The following is a 21,771-nucleotide window of genomic DNA, read 5'->3' as shown; positions in this document are numbered from 1 at the left end:
TCGCCTCCGCTCACAGCAGCTGGCTGAGATGTAGCTGCCCCATCAGCAGCGGGTTATCGCTGTAATCTACCGGGATGGCCACCACAGCCGGTCCTTCCACCTCCATCGCCCGCCGCAACGTGGGTTCCAGTTCAGCTGCGCTGTTCACCGAAAATCCAGCGGCACCAAACGCCTGCGCGTAAGCTTTGAAATCCACCGGCCCGAAGTTCACACCGGACACGCGCTGGTATTTCTTCTCTTCCTGAATCGCCACCATGTTATAGCCATTGTCGACCCAGATGATGTGCAGAATATTGGCCTTTAACCTGACGGCGGTTTCCAGCTCCATGCTGGATTGCAGAAAGCCGCCGTCGCCCGACACCGACACCACTTTACGGGACGGATCGACCAGCCAGGCGCCAATCGCCCACGGCAGCGCCACGCCCATGGTTTGCTGCCCGTTGGAAATCATGATTTGCCGTGCCCGGAAGCTGTAAAGATAACGGGCAATCCAGATATGAAAACTGCCCATGTCGACCGTCAGGCTGACATCACTGTTAATGATGTCCTGCATCGCCCGGACGATACGCAGCGGATGCAGGGCGAACTGATCGAGGCTGGCACCCTGCATCGCCAGCAGCTGACGCTGTTGCTGACGATCCTGCAGAATGCTAGCGGCAGCGTCGCTGAGCTGCAGCGGTGACGTGATTTGCGCGGCGATTTTGCGCACTGTCCCGGCGATATCGCCCACCAGTTCAGCGTCGGGTTGATAGTGGTTATCGGTCTCGGCGGGCAGCACGTCGATGTGCACCAGCAAGGCGTTGCTGCTGTTCCACATGGCCGGTTCATACTCCACCGGGCTGTAACCAATGGTGATAATCAAATCCGCCTGCTGGAGCAAGCGGTCACCGGCTTGATTGTTAAACAGGCCAACCCGGCCGGCAAAGCGTGAGAAGTGCTCCTGCCGCACCGCGCCCGCCGCCTGATAGGTGCTGGTCACCGGAATACGGCTTTTGCTCAGCAGTTCATGAATCGCCGCGCTATTCTCCGGCTGGCTGGCCATCAGGCCCAGCAGAATCACCGGATTTTTCGCCCGCGCAATCTCGCGGCTTACGGCATTCACCAGCGCGTCGGGCGCAGCGCCCAGCGTGATGTGTCCTGAACGCTGTAACAGGCTGCCTGACACCGGCTGGTCAACAATGTCCTGCGGCAGACTGAGGAATGATGCGCCGCCGCGCCCGTTTTCGGCATGGCGAAACGCGTTCGATACGCACTCCGCGAGCGCCGAGGCATCAGTGACTTCGACGGCAAATTTGGTCACCGGGCGAAACATCGCCACCGTGTCCATGCTTTGATGCACCTGTTTGGCACTGTCGGAGCGCTTAACCGCCCCGCCGATCGCCACTACCGGATCGCCTTCGCTGGTGGCGGTGGCCATGCCGGTCACCAGGTTTGAGCAGCCGGGCCCGGAAGTCACCAGCGCTACGCCGGCGTGGCCGGTCAGACGACCCATTGCCGCGGCCATAAACGCCGCGTTAGCCTCATGACGCACCGGAATCAGCTGAATGGAAGAATCCACCAGCGAATCAAATACCTTGTCGATTTTGGCGCCGGGAATGCCAAAGATATGGTTTACTCCCTGCGCTTCCAGCTGAGCGACAACCAGGTCTGCGCCACTGTTCCACAGCGTCTGGGTTTTAAGCTGTTTCATGATCACCTCTGCGATTAACTTTCGACGGAACGGATCGCGGCATCCAAATCCTGCGGATTGAGATCGGCCTGTAAAAACTCGCGATCCTGCGGCAGGTCGACCACCAGCTTGCTGATGGCACCAAACGTCAGCGTGCCCTGCTCCAGTACATAGTCGAGGATATGCCCGCCGCCCTGACGATCATCGGTGATGAAGTGCTCGTGATAGCCGGCGACGTTAATACCCTGCATATATTGCGGCGTGCGGAATCCAATCAGCTCACCGTCACGCTGGCGAAAATCGAAGGTGGGCTGATTGCCCAGCACTTCCGGCATAGAGCGATACGGACGGCACTGGCAGGGCACGGTGCGCGTCTGCACCGAGGCAAAGCGGCCGCTCAGGCGCAGCGCGCAGAAATGGTTATCGGAGGTGATGATGCGATCAATCACCTGATGGACGTCATCGCGCGTAGCGGTATGCGCAAAGCGGTGCTGATGTTCCGGTTTGAAGAAGGTCATCACGGCGAACGGGGTTTGTTGTTCAGGCCGGGCCGGGCTGGCACTGCCATCGGCGCGCAGCTGATATACCTGCCGGTCAAATGCCACCAGTTCACCATCCAGCTGATTGAACGTGCCGAGGCCAAAATCGCCCTTCTGCAACAGCTGCGCGACGGTGGTTGAACCGTCATAGACGCCGTTGAGCAGCGCACTCATCAGGGAGGTCTGATAGATAACCTTTTCTGGTGATTGCTGTCCCAGTTGAGTGACGGATGCCTTTAGCTGATCTTCGCATGAACGATCAGATACAAAGTTACACATTTGCTGCCTCACAATCAGATAGTTAAGCCGTGTTAATATCATGGTGGGCTACATGGCTCACAGAATCCAATAGTGAAAACTGCCAACTTCGAGACGTTTTTGATATGGAACTTCGCCACCTGCGTTATTTCGTTGCCGTTGCTGAAACGCAGCACTTTACCCGCGCCGCCGAGTTGCTGGGCATGTCGCAGCCGCCGCTCAGCCAGCAAATCCAGCGGCTGGAGCACGAGATCGGCACGCCGCTGCTGAAGCGCCTGACGCGCGGCGTGGAACTGACCGATGCGGGCCGCGCGTTTCTGCCCGATGCGATAGCGATTGTGCAGCTGGCCGATATGGCGCTGGAAAAGGCGCGCGGCGTGGCGCGGGGCATGAGCGGCCAGATGTCACTGGGTTTTGCCAGCTCGGTGGCGTTTGGCGCGCCGGTGTTTGATCTGATTCGCGCCTTCAAAACGCGCTACCCGGCGATGGAGCTCATCACCCGGGAAGAGAACATGGCGCTGCTGATGCAGGACTTAGGGGAAGGTTTGCTGGATGCGGCGTTCATTCGTCTGCCGTGTGAGAGCAGTAAGGCGTTTAACCTGAAAGTGATCGCCACGGAGGAGATGAAAGTGGCGCTGCCAGCCAGCCATGCGCTGAGCCAGCAGCAAAGTGTTGCGCTAACGCAGCTGGCCGAAGAATCACTGATTATTTTCCCGCGCGAGGTGGCGCCCAGCCTGTACGAATTAATCGTCAGTGCCTGTCTGCGCGCCGGCTTTGCCGCAAGTCGCTTTCAGCAGGCACCGCAGATTACCTCCTCGCTCGGCATGGTGGGCGCAGGCTGCGGGATTGCGCTGGTGCCGGCTTCGCTGTGCTGCGTCAACAATCCACAGCTGGTATTTCGTGACATTGAAAACAATACGCTGTTCACCGACATTGCCTTTGCCTGGCGGCGTAATCATCCGGCCAAAACGGTGTTACACCTGCTGAGTTTGATTAACGGGGAATAATTTGAGGGGGAAATCTGATGTCTGTGGTGACAGAGCGGACTGAACAATACGCTTATATAACATTAGCCAGGATAATAAATATACCGGCAGGTGCGTTTTTTATCAGGATAATAATACGCAGTGATACTATTATTTTGCTCATCAATCACTAAAAGCAAGTATTATTACCCGGCTCATCTCTGCCAGAAATTAATAATTCCTTCATTCTCAGTGATTAATGTCTGCACGTTCTACTTAATTAGAGTTAGCAGTGAGGACGCGTAACCTGTTATCAATCAGACTGATAAAAATATTACGATAAATTATCAGAATCGTCGCTGCTTAAAAATTTCGTTAAAGAAAATAAAAATGACAGATGCCGGTGTTAAGCCTACCATGAGAAAGACCATTATAATATTTACGCTTATTAACCACGCCAGCGGCAGGGTGTTGCAGGCCGCACACTATACTTTTTGCTGTTAAATTTCGCACCGGAACCAGGCCGGCGCGGAGGAAATTATGCTGATGAATTTCAACGGTGACGACGATCGCCGTGCGCGGGCATTGAAAGCGCTGCGCAGTCGCGACGAAAGCCGCGACGACGTATTACAAAACTTTGTCCGGCTGACCAGTCAGGCACTGGGTATTCCAGGTAGCTTTGTCTCCGTTCTGGATGATGAACATCAGCATATCTGCGCCGCCCATAATTTTGCGCTGGAGCAGTCTTCCCGCGAGGACTCGCTGTGCCGCTATGCGGTAGACAGTGACGGTGCAGTGGTCATCCCTGATACTCTGCAGGACGCCCGTTTTGACCGCCATCCACTGATCATTGGTGCCCCCTACATCCGCTTTTACGCTGGCGTGCCGCTCAGACATCGTGACGGTTACGTGCTGGGCACGCTGTGCGTGACCGACGTTGCACCGCACCCGTTCAGCGCTGAGCAGGTGAAGATATTACAGCTGCTGGCCGACCTGGTGATGTCATTCCTCGAAGCGTGGCACTGCGCGGGCTTTACCGATCCGGTCACCGGACTTCCCAACCGCCAGCGTCTGATTCGCGATCTGCAGCGGCTGGCGTCACTGGGGGATCGGACGCCGCAGCGGCTTATCCTCATTGATTGCATTGATATGCCGCGCGCCTATGAACTGGCGCGTGCCATGGGCATGGGGCCGGTGGAAAGCCTGCTGAAGCACGTCACCACGTTACTGCCTTTGCGCCTGCAGCCCGGTGCGGACGACATCATTTATACCGTCGCCACCGGGCGTTTTGCGATTCTCACCATCGATAACAGCCCGCTGACCGCCGCATCGGTGGCGGAAAACCTGGCAGGGATCAGCGCGGATTTGGACGCGGGCATCTCTGTCGCCCTCACCTGCTTTACCGGCGAGGTCATTTTCATTCCAGCAGAACTTCGCGCGCAGGAAGTGCTGCGCCGGGCGGTGAGTGCGCTGCATGAGGCGATCGGCAACCGGGTGCCCGCCATGAGCTTCAGCCTGGTAGCCGATCAGCGCCGCACTCAGGACTTTCTTCTGATGAACGATCTGGCTGCGGCACTGCAACAGGATCAGGGCCTGTGGCTGGCGTTCCAGCCGAAGATCTGCCTGAACAGTGGCCGGCCCGTTGGCCTGGAGGCACTGGTGCGCTGGCGGCATCCGCAGCGCGGCGAACTCGCTCCCGATCTGTTTATCCCGCTGGCGGAACAGACCGAGCTGCTCAGTGCCTTAACCAGCTGGGTGACCGACAAGGCGATCGCCAGGCTAAAACGCCTGCAGCACAGCCCCCTCCAGCTGCCGGTGACCATCAATATCAGCAGCCGTGACTTCTCTGATCTTGGCTTTGCCGATGCGCTGGAAATGAAAATGCTGCAGGCCCGCCTGCCGACCTCGCTGCTGGGCATTGAATGTCTGGAGACCGAGCAGATTATTAACAGTCCCGCTGCGCTACAGGGGCTGGAGTTGCTCAAGCTGCGTGGGTTTGGCATCTCGCTGGATGACTTTGGCACCGGCTACAGCAATATCGGCTATCTGCGACGGATGCCGCTGGATGTGATCAAACTTGATCGCGCGCTGATCAGCGAAATCGCCTCAGATACCGCGTCGCGGATTATCGCGCGCAGCATCATTACCATGCTGAAACAGCTGGATTACACTGTACTGGCTGAAGGCGTGGAGAATGTCGACACCGTTGCCGCGCTGGCGGAGTACGGCTGCGATCAGGCGCAGGGATACTTCTATGCACGCCCGCTGCCGGAAAGCGAACTGGATGCGTGGCTGACGCGCCAGCTCGCGGCACAACGCTGAGGTATGGTTCAGTGTACGCCGGGGAGCGTCTGGAGCAGATTCAGTGGCAATACGATGACTCTGTTAGCTTAAAGCAGAATGATACTTTAAAGGTGAAACAGAAATACCCGGCTTAGTTTTAGAGAATGCGCTTCACGGCCTCGTTATAAACCTCCGCGCGTTCTCTTTTACCAACCGAAATCACGAAAACCACCACCTTCTCGTCTATCACCTGATAGACAAGGCGATAACCTGAAGACCTGAGCTTTATTTTGTAGCAGTCAGGCATACCGCGAAGCTTGTTCGCTTCAATACGGGGTGCCTCAAGAACTTCAGCCAGCTTTTTTTTAATTGTTCACGTACCGTCGAGCCCAGCTTTCGCCATTCCTTTAGTGCCCGCTCGTCAAAATCCAGAAAATAGGCCATCAAAGGTCATCCAGCGTCACACGAACTGGCTTAGGATTGCGAAGCCGCTCTTTCACTATTTCGACCAGCTCAGCATCTTCGTCGCTCAGCAGTGTCTGTTTGAACGGTAAACGTTCATTTTCGGCGATATACTCAAGCATGAGACGAAGCGCTTCAGAGGGAGTCACCCCCATTTTTTCAAGCGCAGCGTAAGAACGTGCTTTGAGTTTATCATCAATACGCAGGTTGATGCTGCCCATGTCCTACACCTCTTGTACATACAAATGTCATTACAAGTATTTCACTCCCTCATGCATATATCAAGTCATGCCCAGCGTTATACGCGCTCTGCAGGTAATGAAATTCACCGCAACACGACTTCTGCCCTAAACGTAGCCCATCAGTTTCAGCATTGACTGTGCCTGGTGCATCGCTTCGGCGCGATGGGTGACGCCCAGCTTCTGATACAGATTACGGATATGGGTTTTGATGGTGGTCGCCGCGACGTCCAGCTCGCCGGCGATCTGATCGTTGCTGTAGCCGGAGTAGATCAGCCCCAGCACCTGCCACTCGCGCTGCGTCAGCGGGCTGGTGCGGATCAGCTCCGGCACATCCGGATGATTCAACAGCCGGCTGACGAAGCTCTCATCGAAATGGGCAAACTTATGCCGGTGATACTTGTTGATCTCATTGAGAATGCGCCGGGCACGATGCTGATCGAGTTCATTTAGCGTATTGAGCTGGATTAACTGGCGCAGCTGCTGCGCCATCATTTCGCCCTCAATCACGAAGTGGCTGACGAAGCCGGTGCTGCGTGCCAGCTTCAGCGCTTCGATCAGCGCCTGCTGCGCCTCTGCTTTGCGCGCGGTTTGCCAGTAGATTTGATTCAGCAGCAGCAGGTTACGGTTTAAATCACTCATCAGCCGCAGCGCATGCGCATTTTCATTCAGCTCATCGAGGATCACTTCGGCCTGGCTGAGATTGCCCAGCAGGATCTGCGCCCGCGCCACATTGCGCCACTGGCCCTGTAAAAAATGATTGTTGGCAAAGGCGGGTTTATCGGTATGGCGCATCCAGTGGCTGGCGCTCTGCGCATCGCCCGTCATCTGCCAGTAGATCAGCCGCACTTTGTCGGCGTTGGCAATCCAGTCGCTGTGCAGCACGCCGTTATTCATCAGATTCTCCAGCCGGCTGAGATAGCTGCGCGCATTATCCAGATTGCCGCGTGCCAGCGAGCACTGAATCAATAGCCCAAGGCACTGGATTTGCTGCTGGGGCGGATAGCCTTTCAGGACTTTGATGCCTGCGCGCGCGGCGTGTTCGGCCTCATCCAGCCGGCCCCACGCCCACATCAGCTGCGCACGGATGCGCAGTAAAAACTCGTGCAGCGGGATGTTCGCCAGATGCTGTTCACTCACCAGCACAAACGCTTTTTCCTGAATCTCCCACGCTGACTGTAAAAATCCCTGCGCGAACAGGATTTCGCTCTGCTGAATCAAACTCCACAGCGCGTAGTGCCAGGCTTCATCGCGGCGCGCCATCTGTTCGGTTTGCCGCATCAGCGCCAGCGAGTTGGTCAGGTCGCCTTTGCAATGCATCACTTCGCCGTGCACTGAGGTGGCCACAATGCGGCTATAGCGACGCGTTTCCGGCAGCGTTTCCAGCGCCAGCCGTGCCAGCCGCTCTGCTTCGTCGGCGTTGCCGTGATTAATGGCCACCTGTGCGCGCACCGCATTGAATTCACCCTGCAGCGCAGCGTCAATTTCGCAGTCGCAGCCTTCCTCAAAGCGCGCCAGCAGCCGGTTAACTTCGGAAAATCGATGCTGGCTCTGCATCAGCCAGGCCTGCAGCAGTACCAGTTTCGGACTGGTCAGCAGCGTGCGCCACGGCAGCGCATTCAGCGACTGCTCCAGCAGCGCCAGTTCGCTGCGGTTGAACAGCGTCCACGCATGCTGCAGCAGCACGTCGCGCAGCATATCAGTATCGCCGGACGCCAGCGCGTGATGAATCGCCTCGCCGGGAAAACCCTGCGCCATCCAGCTTTGCGCAGCCGCGCGGTGAATGGCCGGTAGCTCGCTGGCCAGCTCCCATTCGCAGCGCTGACGCAAAAAGCTGCCGAACAGCGGGTGATAGCTGAACCACTGCCCTGAATCATCCATGCGCTGAATAAACAGTCCCTGACGTTCAATTTCTTCCAGCCGCATGCGCCCGTTGTCTTCACCGGTCACGCAGGCGACCAGCGCATCATTCATCGACTGCAATAACGCGCTCTTCAGCAAAAAATGGCGCGTGGCGGCATCGACGTTATCCAGCACTTCCTCGACCAGATAATCGGAAAGGTGGCTGGCATTAATACCGGAGAGCCGGCGAGCGGAGTCCTGCGCCGATGCCGCGCCCTGACGGGTGGACAGTGCGATCAGCTGTAACGCGGTCGCCCAGCCTGCTACATCATCACACAAACGGTTGCTCTCATCCGGCGCGAGCGGCGCACTCAGGCGGCAGTCGAAGAACTGTTTCGCCTCCTGATGGGTGAAGGCCAGCTGCTGGCTGCCCAGCTCCAGCAGTTGTTCACGCACGCGCAGATTAGCTATACCCAACTGCGGCAGATTGCGGGACAGCACCACCAGCGTCAGGTTATCCGGCTGATGGCGCAGGAAAAAGCGCATCGCTTCATGCACGGCAGGATTGGTGATGTGATGATAATCATCGATGATCAGCCACAGCGGCTGCTGCCACGCGGCCAGCTCATTGAACAGCTGGGCGAACAGCGCATTGAGGTTCACGTACTGACGCTTTTGCGCCAGCGTCTCGCTGCGGCTGCATGCGCCGCGGGTAGCCTGCTGCAGCGCGGCGATCAGGTAATCGGCGAAGCGCTCCGGCTGATTGTCGCCCTCGTCTAATGAATACCAGCCCAGCTCGCTTTTATCAGCCGCCCACTGCGATACCAGCGTGGTTTTGCCGTAGCCCGCCGGGCTGGCAATCAGCACCAGCCGGTAATTCGCCGCTGCGCTGAGCTTTTGCAGCAGACGATCGCGGGTAACCGTGCTTTCAGGACGAACGGGACGACTCAGTTTTGAGGGTATCAACATGGGCGCACGCTTCTCCGTTAACGTTCAGCGCATCATTTTTTTACGCTTCGTAATTAATAGTCATACACGTTCGGAGATTCGGTTACTGAATGCAAGCGAACTGATTAGTTACGCTTTACAAAAGCGAGTGTTATCACACTCCTGCCACGCTTTCAGATTTACCTCAGCCTCTCCACCCTCCCTGTCCTCCCCGTGGAATTTTTTGCAGGAGGAGGTAGCCGCCTGGCGGCAGCGTCACACTGCCTGAAACCCTATTTATTCGACTGGAGTTTCCCTATGGCACTGCCCACATTTGACCCTGACCGTTTTTCTGCCGCGCTGGTGCGCCAGTGGCAACGTTTTGGCCTGCCGGATGCGCAGGAAATGAGCCCCGACCAGTGGTGGCATGCGCTGAGCGGCGCGCTGGCCGAACTGCTGGCGGATATACCGGTGCAGCCGGCCGCTGGCAGACAGCGCCACGTTAATTATCTGTCAATGGAGTTTCTGCTGGGCAGGCTGACCGGCAACAATCTGCTCAATCTCGGCTGGTACGACGGCGTCAAAGCGACGCTGGCCGCAGCTGGAGTGACGCTGAGTGATGTGCTGGAGCGTGAAACCGATCCGGCACTGGGCAACGGCGGTCTGGGACGGCTGGCCGCCTGTTTTCTCGATGCGATGGCGACCACCGGCCAGCCTGCGATCGGCTATGGCCTGAACTACCAGTACGGTCTGTTTCGCCAGCATTTTGTCGGGGGCGCGCAGCACGAACAGCCGGATGACTGGCAGCGCGATCGTTATCCCTGGTTTCGCCACAACGCGGCGCTTGACGTGCAGGTCGGACTGGGCGGCAGCGTGACCACCATTGACGGCGTGACGCACTGGCAGCCTGCTTTTGTTGTGCAGGGTGAAGCCTGGGATCTGCCGGTGGTGGGTTTCCGCAACGGCATCACGCAGCCCTTGCGTCTGTGGCAGGCAAAGCATGCCCGTCCGTTTGATCTCCAGCGTTTCAATAACGGCGATTTTCTGCGTGCAGAACAGCAAGGCATTGAGGCGGAAAAACTGACCAAAGTGCTCTACCCGAATGACAATCATCAGGCCGGCAAAAAGCTGCGTCTGATGCAGCAGTATTTCCAGTGTGCCTGTACGCTGGCGGATATTCTGCGCCGTCATCAGGCGGCGGGACGATCCATCGAAACGTTAGCGGATTATGAAGTGATCCAGCTGAACGATACGCATCCGACGCTGGCCATCCCGGAGCTGTTGCGCCTGCTGCTGGATGAGCACCGGCTCAGCTGGCAGGACGCCTGGCGCATTACCCAGCGCACCTTCGCCTACACCAACCACACGCTGATGCCGGAAGCGCTGGAGTGCTGGAATCTGCGCCTGGTGCGCAGCCTGCTGCCGCGCCATCTGATGATCATCAATACGCTCAATGCGCAGCTAAAACAGCAGGTTGAGGCGCGCTGGCCGGGCAATCAGGCGATTTGGTCAAAACTGGCGCTGGTGCACGATCAGCAACTGCGCATGGCAAATCTGTGCGTGGTCGGCAGCTTTGCAGTCAACGGCGTGGCGGCGCTGCATTCGCGGCTGGTGGTACAGGACCTGTTCCCCGAGTATCACGCGCTGTGGCCGGAGAAGTTCCACAATGTCACCAACGGCATCACGCCGCGTCGCTGGATCAACCAGTGCAATCCGGCGCTGGCGGCGCTGATCAACAAAACGCTGCAGCGTCCGTGGCTTAACGATCTCGATGCGCTGCAGGATCTGTCGCCATTCGCCGATGATGCCGCCTTCCGCGCCGAATATCGCGCCATTAAGCAGCACAACAAGCAGGCGCTGACAGAGTGGATCGCCGCCCGAACCGGCATTGCGGTGCAGCCTGATGCGCTGTTTGACGTCCAAATCAAGCGGCTGCATGAATACAAACGACAGCACCTGATGCTGCTGCACATGATTGCGCTGTGGCAAACGCTGGTCAGCGATCCGCAGGCCAATCTGGCTCCGCGCGTGATGCTGTTTGGTGCCAAAGCGGCGCCGGGCTATGCGCTGGCGAAAAACATCATCTACGCCATCAATAAAGTGGCGGAAACCATCAATCACGATGCGCGGGTCGGCGACCGGCTGAAAATTGTTTTTATCCCTGATTACAACGTGTCGGTTGCCGAGCGCCTGATTCCGGCCGCCGATCTCTCGGAACAGATCTCGACTGCGGGCAAAGAAGCGTCCGGTACCGGCAATATGAAGCTGGCGCTGAACGGCGCACTCACCATCGGTACGCTGGATGGGGCCAACGTTGAAATCGCGCAGCAGGTCGGTGAAGAGAATATCTTTATCTTTGGCCATACTGTGGAACAGGTCAGCGCGCTGAAACAGGCCGGTTACTCGCCCTTGAACTGGCGCAGTAAGGATGCGCAGCTGGATCGCGCGCTGACCGCGCTGGAAGATGGCACCTTCAGTAACGGCGACCGCACGGCGTTTAGCGATCTGGTCAACAGCCTGGGCGCGCAAGGCGGCGATCCTTATCTGGTACTGGCTGATTTTCGCCACTACCTCAACGCACAGCAGCAGGTTGAAGCGCTGTGGGCCGATCCTGAGGCCTGGACGCGCGCCGCAATCCTCAATACCGCGCGTTGCGGCATGTTCAGTGCCGATCGCGCCATTCGTGACTATCAGCAACGTATCTGGCAGGCCAGCCGCTAAGGAACGCCATGAAACCCAAAGATGCTCTTGATCGCCGTGCTGACGCGCTTATTGCTGCGGAATATATTGATGCGCACGGAAAACCGCGGCAGATTTCTGCTCTTACCCATCAGCGTCTCGCCGCGCTGATGCAGGCCCCTGCGAACGGCTCCGCATCGCTGCCGCCGGTGGTGATTTTTTATGTCGGACAGCCACTAAGTCTGGCACCGGCGCTCAGCGCCGATGCGGAATGGCAGCTGACGAGCGAAAGCGGCGAAAGCTGGTCCGGGCGCTGCCAGCCGGGTCAGGCATTGGTGTTGCCCGCGTTGCCCGCCGGTTATCACCAGCTGACATTGACCCAGGAGTTACAGTGTCACCGTTGCCCGGTTATTGTGGCACCCCGCCGCTGCTACGAACCTGCGGAACTGCTGGCGGGCGAATCGCTGTGGGGCAGCTGTATTCAGCTGTATACGCTGCGCTCTGCGGCTAACTGGGGCATCGGGGATTTCGGCGATCTGCGGCAGATGATCGCTGAAACCGCGCGGCGCGGCGGCGCGTTTGTCGGGCTCAATCCGCTGCACGCGCTGTTTCCTGCCGCACCGGAAAGCGCCAGCCCTTACAGTCCCTCGTCCCGGCGCTGGCTCAACATCCTCTATATCGACGTGAGCGCCGTGGCCGATTTTGGCCTCAGCGACGCGGCGCAGGCCTGGTGGCAAGCTGAGGAGACGCAGCAGGCGATTCGGGCAGCGCGTGATGCCGCGTGGGTGGATTACACTGCCGTCACCCGGCTTAAGTTGCAGGGACTACGGCTTGCCTGGCAGCAGTTTCGCCGGCGCACGGCAGATGATGGACAGGCGCAGGCGTTTGCGGAGTTTGTGCGTGCCGGGGGCGACAGCCTGCTGCATCAGGGACTGTTTGATGCGCTGCACGCGGCGCGCGGCGCGCAGGATGGCACGGGCTATGGCTGGCAACACTGGCCGGCCGAATGGCAGCAGGCGAACAGTGCGACAGTGCTGGCGTTTCGCATTGAGCACAGCGACGAGGTGCGTTTCTACATGTGGCTGCAGTGGCTGGCGGCAGAGCAATTCGCCGCCTGCTGGCAGCTGTGTCAGCAGCAGCAGATGGCGATCGGGCTGTATCGCGACCTGGCGGTGGGCGTGGCGGCGGATGGCGCGGAAACCTGGCGCGATCGGCAGCTTTACTGCCTGGACGCCAGCGTTGGCGCGCCGCCGGATATCCTCGGTCCGCTCGGTCAGAACTGGGGATTGCCGCCGATGGACCCGCAGGTGATGGCCGCGCGCGGCTACGAGCCGTGGATCGCCCTGCTGCGCGCCAGCATGCGCGACTGCGGCGCGCTGCGCATTGACCATGTGATGGCGCTGCTGCGTTTATGGTGGATACCGAAGGACGAAAGCGCGGCGCACGGTGCCTATGTGCAATATCCGGTGGATGATTTGCTGGCGATTCTGGCACTGGAGAGCCAGCGCCATCGTTGCATGGTGATTGGCGAGGATCTGGGCACCGTGCCGGAAGCCATCGTTGATAAACTGCGCGACGCCGGTGTGTACTCCTACAAAGTGCTCTACTTTGAGCAGGAATCGCAGCGCCACTTCCGCGCGCCAGCGACGTGGCCGCGTCAGGCGATGGCCGTTACCACCACCCATGATATGCCGACGCTGCGCGGCTGGTGGCAAAGTGACGATTTGCGGCTGGGCAGTGCTCTCGGACTGTACCCCGATCGGGCGATTCTCGCTGGCCTGTATCGCGATCGGCGCCTGGCCAAACAGGCGTTGCTGCGTACGCTGTTGCGCAGCGGTGATTTGCCGCCGCGCCGCCGCTTCCGGCGGGCCAGCGTCCGCATGAGTCATCAGCTTAGTCAGGCGATCCATCGCTATCTGGCCCGCAGCCAGTGTGCACTGCTCGGTTTGCAGCCGGAAGAGTGGCTGGATATGGCACTGCCGGTCAACGTGCCGGGCACCGTCGATCAGTATCCCAACTGGCGACGTAAGCTAAGCGTAACGCTGGAAGCGATGGCGGAGGATGACAGAATCGATGCGTTGCTGACGGCGGTACAATCACGTCAGCGCCAGCGTAACTAGCACGAAACCGACCTGCTGCGTGCAGGTCGGAGTGCCATAAAAAAGGTGCGCCGAAGCGCACCAGGTGGGGCAACTCAGCACTGTCGGGGCAGTTTCACCCCTTGCCTTTAACACTGCTGATAAAGGTTTGCCGCGCCGATGTCGATCCCAGACGCTCTGCTTCATCCAGCAGCTTCAGCGCTTTATCGATATTGCCCTGTTGCACCGCCTGACGAATGCTCTGATTGAAATAGCTTTCCGTCTCATTCACCAGCGGTGCCAATTCAGGCGCTGGCGCGCGCGCCATCGTGGCGGCCATGGCCGGCCGGGTGCTGCCAACGGTGACAGCGGCAGGCGCGGCTGAGCCAAACAACGGGCCAACCAGAATCGACGAGCCGGAACTGGTTGCTACTTTCAGTTTGATTTTGCCGTCGCGACTGTGACGCGCCACCGGATCGGGAATATCCGGTACCGCATGGCCGGTGCCTTTGGCATAAGCTTTGGCCGGATCCAGCAGCGTCGTGGTCTGGGTTAAATCCTGATCGGTGGTGAACACCAGCAAATAGATCTTCTGCTGGCCCGGCACCGGCGTCAGCTTCATCACCCCTTCCAGCCGATCGGCGCTCATCACGCCGGGCTGCTGATAGCTGAAGAAGCGGCTCGGAAACCACGCGGCCGGCTGCAGGTTTTCATCCAGTACCAACACATTTGGCGCAAAGACCTGATTGTGTACCACCTCGCTGCTTAGCGTAACCGTCAGCTCGCCCTGATTGGCAGGTAGGCTGTAAGCCGCAATGGCCCCCGTGACGCCACGTACATCTAAGGGCGTTGCGCTTTGCGTCAGCGTGGTGGTTTGTGCACGTGAAGCATCCACCGGCTGCCAGCTGAGCTGCTGCAGCCGCGCGGTGGGAATGGCGGGTGCCGCGGAAAGATCCTGCGGTACCAGATTGATGTCGGCCTGGACTGGCATAATGACGCCGGTCAGCAGCGCGCTGCTCAGGCAGAAGGCGATAAGATGTTTTTTCATTGTGTTATCCCAACAAGTTGTCAGGCAGCGGCGTAGGCCAGGCAATGGCCGCCGCTGTCCGAAAACGCCGTGCGTCTGGCGCACGGCGGATGTTTGCTTAACCTGCGCAGCGCCTTACCACCAGATTTCCATCTGTGCGCCGAAGGTCCACTCATCGTTGTCGCCACGGCTGTTGGTGAACAGACCGTTGCCGCTGCTGTCCGCCGCGGCCAGCGAAGTGATATCGCCGGAGGCGTCTTTGCTGTAGCCCCACTTCTCATCCCATTTGGCGTAGGTGGCGAACAGGCGCAGCGCCGGACGTGACCAGATGCTGTCGCCAGCCTGCCACTGCTGCGCCAGGGTGATTTTGTACTGACCGTTGCGTTCGCTGACCTGCTGTGACTTGACGTTGTCATAGCCTACTTCCAGCAGGGTGCTCATGATGGGCGTCCATTTGTACATAGGACGTACGCCGACGGTGTACCACTCGGTTCCGCGGTTGTTATCCAGATCGACGTTCTGGTACATCGCCACGTACATCAGATCCCAGCGATCGGCCAGCGAGATCGCACCGTGATCCAGGATGCGGTACATATTACCGTTGTTATTGATGTTGCTGCCCTGCGGCAGGCCTTTGCCCTGCGAGGTCAGCGCATCAGTGGCGTACTGCAGCACAAACTTATTGTAGCCTTTCAGCATGCTCTGCGTGTGTTCCGCGGTGAACATCCAGCCATCTTTCGACGCGCCGTCGTCTAAGCGATAGCCGTCACGCGCGTTGGCGCGGCCATAGTCGACACCCAGTTCCAGCACGCCATTGGGGTTAGTTTCCAGGCCGGCGAGACGCACATCAAAAACGTCATTGGCGGTACTTGTGGCGTAATCACGGATCTGGTCACTGGAGAAGGTGTAAGAGCCGCCCGCTTCGGAAGAGCGCGTCGCGGCGAACGAGAGCTTACCAAACCCGAGATCGACATCTTCCAGACCGGCACCCGGACCGGAGATATCCCAGTAGTAGAAGTCGATCATGTGAACATCGTGACGCTGATAAAAGCGTTTACCGGCCCAGATGGTGGAACCCGGCAGCGCATCGATCAGGTTTTTTCCTTTCACGTTGGCTTCACGGAAGGCCGGTGAGGTCGCTTCCCAGTCATTCTGCTGGGAAACGGAATAGGCGACGTTGGTATCGAAATAGAAACTTTTATCGCCCTCTTTCCACACTTCCTGGCCCAGTTTCAGTTCAGCATAGGTTTCACATTCGTTGCCCAGACGGTATTTGCTTTGCGCGCCGGTAGCCTGAAAGCACTGTTGCTCGCCGCCGCTGCCGGTCCAGCCGATACCTGAACGGGCGTAACCCGTAAAATCGACCGCCATGGCTTGAGCGGAGAGCGTACCCGCTGCGATGGCAATCGCGACGGGAAGTTTGCGCAGAGTTAACATTTTCTATCTCCTGAGGTCATTGCTTTTATTGTTTTGCAGGGCTAAACACCGGGTTCCTGATGCAGCCTGCGGCAGGCGCTCCCGTCCTCGCGGAACAGGTGACAACGCTCCGGCGGCAGGCCAATACCCATCAGGGTGCCCTCTTCTACCAGCACCACGTCCTCCTGGCGGTACACCAGGTTCTGACGAATGGCGGGGATCTGGATATGGATCTGCGTCTCGTGGCCGAGCTGCTCAACCACCTGCACTTCGCCCTCCAGCGTGACATCGGCGATGTCGCTGGAGAGCAGATGTTCCGGACGAATACCCAGCGACATGTTGCTGCCGACCTGGACGCCGGCGCTCTCCACCGGCAGCCAGACCCGCTGATCGTTGGGCAAGCGCACCTGCACCTGATCGATGGCGGTGGCGGTCACTTTGACGGGCAGAAAATTCATGCGCGGCGAGCCGATAAAACCGGCAACGAAGCGGTTAGCGGGATAGTGATAGAGTTCGAGCGGCTTGCCGATCTGGGCGATGCGACCGGCGTCCAGCACCACGATCTTGTCGGCCAGCGTCATCGCTTCGATTTGATCGTGCGTAACGTAAATCATGGTTCGCTTCAGGCGCTTATGCAGGCGTGAGATTTCAATGCGCATCTGTACGCGCAGCGCGGCATCAAGATTGGACAATGGCTCGTCGAGCAGAAACACACGCGGTTCGGCCACCAGCGTGCGCCCGATGGCCACACGCTGCCGCTGTCCGCCCGATAGCGCTTTGGGGCGCCGTTCCAGCAGGTGCGCCAGCTGTAACACCTCCGCCACCTGATTGACGCGCTGCTGAATTTCAGCGCGCTTTACGCCAGCCAGCTTCAGGCCAAACGACATGTTTTCGGCCACCGAAAGGTGGGGATAAAGGGCGTAAGACTGAAACACCATGCCGATGCCACGCTCAGCGGGCGGAACATCGTTCATACGCTGACCGCCAATCAGCAGATCGCCGCGGGTGATGGTTTCCAGGCCGGCGATCATGCGCAGCAGCGTTGATTTGCCGCAGCCGGATGGACCGACGAACACTACAAATTCCCCTTCGCCGATCTCCAGATTGATGTCTTTTGATACCTCGGTATCACCCCAGGCCTTGGTGACATGGTGTAACGCAACGCTCGCCATGATGCTTTCCTCTTCGCAGGCTCATGCTTGCCTGCAGCACCGCAGGCAGACTCCGGCGACCACTATGGGCAGGCGCAGACGGCGCAACATCCTCCACCGTGTGGGTTTTTACTGGGGGATGAGGCGGGAGGAGGAGTACGCGCCCCCTAGCCGCGCCGGTGCGACGTTCACGGCAATTTTGTGAGCTGTCACGCAGAGCTGACGCGTCAATAGTGTGCGCCAGCGCGTATTAAGGCGCTGTTTTGCTAGCGCGATCACGGCTTAGTGCTGTTGGGCGTAGAGCGCAGGAGGATGAGGAAATGGCATAACGCCGCACAATGATGCCACTGATGATTTCCGCTTCCGCTAACAGGATGGAGTTATGACAATGAAAACCGGCGCACGCGTTCTGGCCCTTTCCGCCCTTACGGCCGTACTGTTTTCGGCTTCGGCCGTGGCCAAAATTGAAGAAGGTAAACTGGTTATCTGGATCAATGGTGATAAGGGCTATAACGGCCTCGCCGAGGTAGGCAAAAAATTCGAGCAGGACACCGGTATCAGCGTGACGGTTGAACATCCGGACAAAATGGAAGAGAAATATCCGCAGGTCGCCGCGACCGGGGACGGTCCGGACATCATCTTCTGGGCGCACGATCGCTTTGGCGGCTATGCCCAGTCAGGGCTGCTGGCCGAAGTCACACCGGATCAAAACTTCCAGCAAAAACTGTTTCCGTTTACCTGGGATGCAGTGCGCTTCAACGGCAAGCTGATTGGCTATCCGGTTTCTGTGGAGTCGCTGTCGCTGATTTACAACAAAGATCTGCTGCCCACCCCACCGAAAAGCTGGGAAGAGATGGCGGCGCTGGATAAGCAGCTGCGCGCCAAAGGCAAGAGCGCCATCATGTTTAACCTGCAGGAACCCTATTTCACCTGGCCGCTGCTGGCCGCCGGTGGCGCCTATGCTTTCAAAAAGACCGATAGCGGCTATGACGTGAAAGATACCGGCGTCGACAACGCCGGCGCGAAAGCAGGCATGCAGTTCCTCGTCGATCAGGTGAAAGCCAAAATCCTTAATGCCGATACTGACTATTCGATTGCCGAAGCGGCCTTCAATAAAGGACAAACCGCGATGACCATCAACGGTCCGTGGGCGTGGAGCAATATCGACAAAAGCGGCATCAACTACGGCGTTACGCTGTTACCGACGCTGAACGGCAAGCCGACCAAAACCTTTGTCGGCGTACTGAGCGCGGGCATCAACGCGGCCAGTCCTAATAAAGAGCTGGCCAAAGAGTTCCTGGAAAATTATCTGCTGACCGACGCCGGTCTCAACGCGGTTAACAAGGACAAGCCGCTGGGCGCGGTCACCCTGAAGTCTTTCCAGCAAACGCTGGAGAAAGACGCGCGCATCGCCGCCACCATGAACAATGCGCGCAATGGCGACATCATGCCTAACATCCCGCAGATGGCGGCCTTCTGGTATGCGATGCGCACCGCGACGCTGAATGCGCTGAGTGGTCGTCAAAACGTCGATGCGGCGCTGAAGGATGCGCAGGCGCGTCTCAATAAGTAATGCTGTTACGGAGCCGACGGCTGTCGGCTCGCCACTGGCTGTTAAGGAACACCGTATCATGTCAGGAATACCGCAAAAGAGACGGCACAGCCTGGTGCTGCGCAGCCTGCTGGTCGGGATCGGCTGTCTGCTGGTCGGCTACCTTCTGGTGCTGATGTATGCTCAGGGTGAATACCTGTTTGCACTGGTCACGCTGGTAGTCAGCGCGGCAGGCCTGTGGATTTACACCAACCGGCGCGCCTATGCCTGGCGCTATGTGTATCCGGGACTGGCCGGCATGACGCTGTTCGTGCTGTTTCCACTGGCCTGTACCGTCGCCATTGCCTTCACCAACTACAGCAGCACCAATCAGCTCAGTGAGGCGCGCGCGCAGCAGGTGCTGCTGAGTCGACAGTATCAGGCCGGGGACGCGATGAACTTCGCGCTCTATCCGCAGGGCGATCGCTGGCAGCTGGCGCTCAGCGCGGGCGAAAACAGCTTCCTGTCTGCGCCGTTTACGCTGGGTGGTGAAAAGCAGCTCAGCCTCACACCAGCCGCGCTGCCCGCCACCGCGCGCGCCAGCTTAAAAATCATCACCCAAAACCGTCAGGCGCTGAGTCAGTTAACTGCCCGGCTGCCGGACGGTCGCGAGCTGGTGATGAGTTCGCTGCGCCAGTTTTCCGGCACGCGGCCGCTGTATGTGCTGGACGCACCGGGACAGCTGAGAAATCAGCAAAACGGCGCCCGCTATCAGGCCAACCGGGACACGGGGTTCTATCAGCAGATCAACGCCGATGGCAGCTGGGCCAGCGAACAGCTCAGCCCCGGCTTTACCGTTGGCGCGGGCTGGAAAAACTTTGCCCGCGTGTTCACCGACGAAGGCATTCAGAAACCGTTCCTGGCGATATTAGGCTGGACGCTGCTGTTTTCGCTGTTGACCGTGCTGCTGACGGTCGCGGTGGGCATGGTGCTGGCGTGTCTGGTGCAGTGGGAAGCGCTGCGGGGCAAGGCCATCTATCGCGTGATGCTGATTCTTCCCTACGCGGTACCGGCATTCATTTCGATACTGATTTTCAAGGGGCTGTTTAACCAGAGTTTTGGCGAAATCAACGTCATGCTCAATGCGCTGTTTGGCTTCAAGCCAGCGTGGTTCAGCGATCCGACACTGGCGCGCGCCATGCTGGTGATCGTCAATACCTGGCTGGGTTATCCCTACATGATGATCCTGTGCATGGGCTTGCTCAAGGCGATCCCGGACGATCTGTATGAAGCGTCCGCGATGGATGGCGCCGGGCCGCTGCAAAATTTCTTTTTGATTACGCTGCCGCTGCTGCTGAAACCGCTACTGCCGCTGATGATCGCCAGCTTTGCTTTTAACTTCAATAATTTCGTACTGGTGCAGCTGCTGACTAATGGTGGCCCCGATCGACTCGGCACCACTACGCCGGCGGGCTACACCGATCTGCTGGTCAACTATACCTGGCGCATCGCCTTTGAGGGCGGCGGCGGTCAGGACTTCGGCCTGGCGGCAGCCATCGCCACGCTGATCTTCCTGCTGGTCGGTGCGCTGGCGGTGATTAACCTGAAAGCGCTACGCATGAAGTTTGATTAAGGAGGCGTTATGGCCATGGTACAACCGAAATCGCAGAAGCTGCGTCTGCTGCTGACGCATCTGCTGCTGCTGCTGTTTATCGCGGCAATTCTGTTCCCGCTGCTGATGGTGATTGCCATCTCGCTACGCAGCGGCAATTTCGCCACCGGCAGTCTGATCCCGGAACAGATTTCATGGGAACACTGGCGGCTGGCGCTCGGGTTCAGCGTCACCCATGCCGATGGTCGCGTGACGCCGCCGCCCTTCCCGGTGCTGCTGTGGCTGTGGAATTCGGTGAAGATCGCCGCCATTAGTGCACTGGGGATTGTGGCACTCTCGACCACCTGCGCCTATGCGTTTGCCCGCATGCGCTTCGCCGGTCGCGCCAGTTTGCTAAAGGGCATGCTGATTTTTCAGATGTTCCCGGCGGTGCTGTCGCTGGTGGCGCTTTATGCGCTGTTTGACCGGCTGGGGCAATATCTGCCGTTTCTCGGCCTCAATACCCACGGCGGCGTGATTTTCGCCTATCTGGGCGGCATTGCGCTGCACGTCTGGACCATTAAGGGCTATTTCGAAACCATTGATGGTTCGCTGGAGGAAGCGGCGGCGCTGGATGGTGCCACGCCTTGGCAGGCGTTTCGTCTGGTATTGCTGCCGCTTTCGGTGCCAATCCTCGCGGTGGTGTTTATCCTGGCGTTTATCGCTGCGGTCACCGAAGTACCGGTCGCCTCGCTGCTGCTGCGCGACGTCAACAGCTATACCCTCGCGGTCGGGATGCAACAGTATCTTAATCCGCAGAACTATCTGTGGGGCGATTTCGCCGCGGCGGCTGTGCTGTCCGCCATTCCCATCACGCTGGTGTTTTTACTGGCACAGCGCTGGCTGGTGAGCGGGCTGACGGCGGGCGGTGTAAAAGGTTAAAGATTCATCAGTACCACTGCTTCCTCAACGGCAACCACCTGTTGAGGTTTTGGCGGCCAATGGCCGCCGTTTTTATTACAGGCATAAAAAAAGTGGAGAGCTGTGGCTCCACTCTGTTTGCTGACTGCGCTGTATTATTCCGGCAGTGCGTGATCGCCCACCTGATTCTTCA

At 58.6% G+C, this 21,771-nt stretch carries 14 protein-coding genes and 1 pseudogene; 7 read left to right on the top strand and 8 right to left on the bottom strand.

Translation table 11 applies throughout. The features are described 5' to 3' along the window. Positions 1–10 precede the first annotated feature (10 nt). Both alsS and budA read right to left on the bottom strand, forming a co-directional pair. Positions 11–1,690, bottom strand: coding sequence for an acetolactate synthase AlsS (gene alsS, locus KOL70_RS18840; RefSeq protein WP_058776332.1), 1,680 nt, complete (start codon positions 1,688–1,690; stop codon positions 11–13). A 14-nt stretch (positions 1,691–1,704) separates the two neighbouring features. Continuing rightward, on the bottom strand, positions 1,705–2,487 hold the full coding sequence (gene budA / locus KOL70_RS18835; protein ID WP_215481337.1) for an acetolactate decarboxylase: 783 nt from the start codon (positions 2,485–2,487) through the stop codon (positions 1,705–1,707). 104 nt (positions 2,488–2,591) lie between these two features. On the opposite strand from budA, the gene KOL70_RS18830 reads away from it, so the two are divergent. Together KOL70_RS18830 and KOL70_RS18825 are read left to right on the top strand one after the other, a co-directional pair. Further along, the gene (locus KOL70_RS18830) at positions 2,592–3,473 is read left to right on the top strand and encodes a LysR family transcriptional regulator (RefSeq protein WP_136548390.1); all 882 of its coding nucleotides are present in this window, start codon (positions 2,592–2,594) and stop codon (positions 3,471–3,473) included. A gap of 498 nt (positions 3,474–3,971) precedes the next feature. Next, positions 3,972–5,753 carry a GGDEF domain-containing phosphodiesterase gene (locus tag KOL70_RS18825; protein ID WP_215481336.1) on the top strand — a complete coding sequence of 594 codons (1,782 nt, stop codon included), beginning with the start codon at positions 3,972–3,974 and terminating at the stop codon, positions 5,751–5,753. Between the two features lie 118 nt (positions 5,754–5,871). Here KOL70_RS18825 and KOL70_RS18820 read toward each other — a convergent pair. The 3 genes and pseudogenes from KOL70_RS18820 to malT form a co-directional block, all read right to left on the bottom strand. Beyond that, a pseudogene (locus KOL70_RS18820) lies at positions 5,872–6,158 on the bottom strand (type II toxin-antitoxin system RelE/ParE family toxin). Then, on the bottom strand, positions 6,158–6,397 hold the full coding sequence (gene relB / locus KOL70_RS18815) for a type II toxin-antitoxin system RelB/DinJ family antitoxin (protein ID WP_215481335.1): 240 nt from the start codon (positions 6,395–6,397) through the stop codon (positions 6,158–6,160). The pseudogene KOL70_RS18820 and the gene relB overlap by 1 nt, the downstream one beginning before the upstream one ends. A 126-nt stretch (positions 6,398–6,523) precedes the next feature. Beyond that, positions 6,524–9,226 (bottom strand): HTH-type transcriptional regulator MalT, encoded by a 2,703-nt coding sequence (gene malT / locus KOL70_RS18810; RefSeq protein ID WP_215481334.1) that lies wholly within the window; start codon positions 9,224–9,226, stop codon positions 6,524–6,526. A 276-nt stretch (positions 9,227–9,502) separates the two neighbouring features. Between malT and malP the strand changes: the two genes are divergently transcribed. Beyond that, a complete protein-coding gene (gene malP, locus KOL70_RS18805; RefSeq protein ID WP_215481333.1) occupies positions 9,503–11,905 on the top strand; it encodes a maltodextrin phosphorylase in 2,403 nt (800 codons plus the stop codon). 8 nt (positions 11,906–11,913) lie between these two features. Further along, a complete protein-coding gene (malQ, locus tag KOL70_RS18800) occupies positions 11,914–13,983 on the top strand; it encodes a 4-alpha-glucanotransferase (protein ID WP_215481332.1) in 2,070 nt (689 codons plus the stop codon). Between the two features lie 94 nt (positions 13,984–14,077). On the opposite strand, the gene malM is transcribed toward malQ, so the two are convergent. From malM to malK, 3 genes are all read right to left on the bottom strand, one after another. Next, on the bottom strand, positions 14,078–14,989 hold the full coding sequence (gene malM, locus KOL70_RS18795) for a maltose operon protein MalM (protein ID WP_215481331.1): 912 nt from the start codon (positions 14,987–14,989) through the stop codon (positions 14,078–14,080). A 114-nt stretch (positions 14,990–15,103) separates the two neighbouring features. After that, a complete protein-coding gene (locus KOL70_RS18790; RefSeq protein WP_058759162.1) occupies positions 15,104–16,405 on the bottom strand; it encodes a maltoporin in 1,302 nt (433 codons plus the stop codon). Between the two features lie 41 nt (positions 16,406–16,446). Next, on the bottom strand, positions 16,447–17,556 hold the full coding sequence (malK, locus tag KOL70_RS18785; RefSeq protein WP_215481330.1) for a maltose/maltodextrin ABC transporter ATP-binding protein MalK: 1,110 nt from the start codon (positions 17,554–17,556) through the stop codon (positions 16,447–16,449). A 361-nt stretch (positions 17,557–17,917) separates the two neighbouring features. On the opposite strand from malK, the gene malE reads away from it, so the two are divergent. The 3 genes from malE to malG are packed head-to-tail and all read left to right on the top strand — an operon-like array spanning position 17,918 to position 21,599. Then, positions 17,918–19,108 carry a maltose/maltodextrin ABC transporter substrate-binding protein MalE gene (gene malE / locus KOL70_RS18780; RefSeq protein ID WP_165899346.1) on the top strand — a complete coding sequence of 397 codons (1,191 nt, stop codon included), beginning with the start codon at positions 17,918–17,920 and terminating at the stop codon, positions 19,106–19,108. Positions 19,109–19,166: 58 nt separating this feature from the next. Further along, on the top strand, positions 19,167–20,699 hold the full coding sequence (malF, locus tag KOL70_RS18775) for a maltose ABC transporter permease MalF (RefSeq protein ID WP_215481329.1): 1,533 nt from the start codon (positions 19,167–19,169) through the stop codon (positions 20,697–20,699). A 9-nt stretch (positions 20,700–20,708) separates the two neighbouring features. Then, positions 20,709–21,599, top strand: coding sequence for a maltose ABC transporter permease MalG (malG, locus tag KOL70_RS18770; protein ID WP_058759158.1), 891 nt, complete (start codon positions 20,709–20,711; stop codon positions 21,597–21,599). Positions 21,600–21,771 lie beyond the last annotated feature (172 nt).

Source organism: Pantoea sp. B270 (genome assembly GCF_018726825.1).
Taxonomy (GTDB): domain Bacteria; phylum Pseudomonadota; class Gammaproteobacteria; order Enterobacterales; family Enterobacteriaceae; genus Pantoea; species Pantoea dispersa.
The sequence above is the reverse complement of the archived record's forward strand: the minus strand, read 5'-3'. Positions and strand labels throughout refer to the sequence as shown.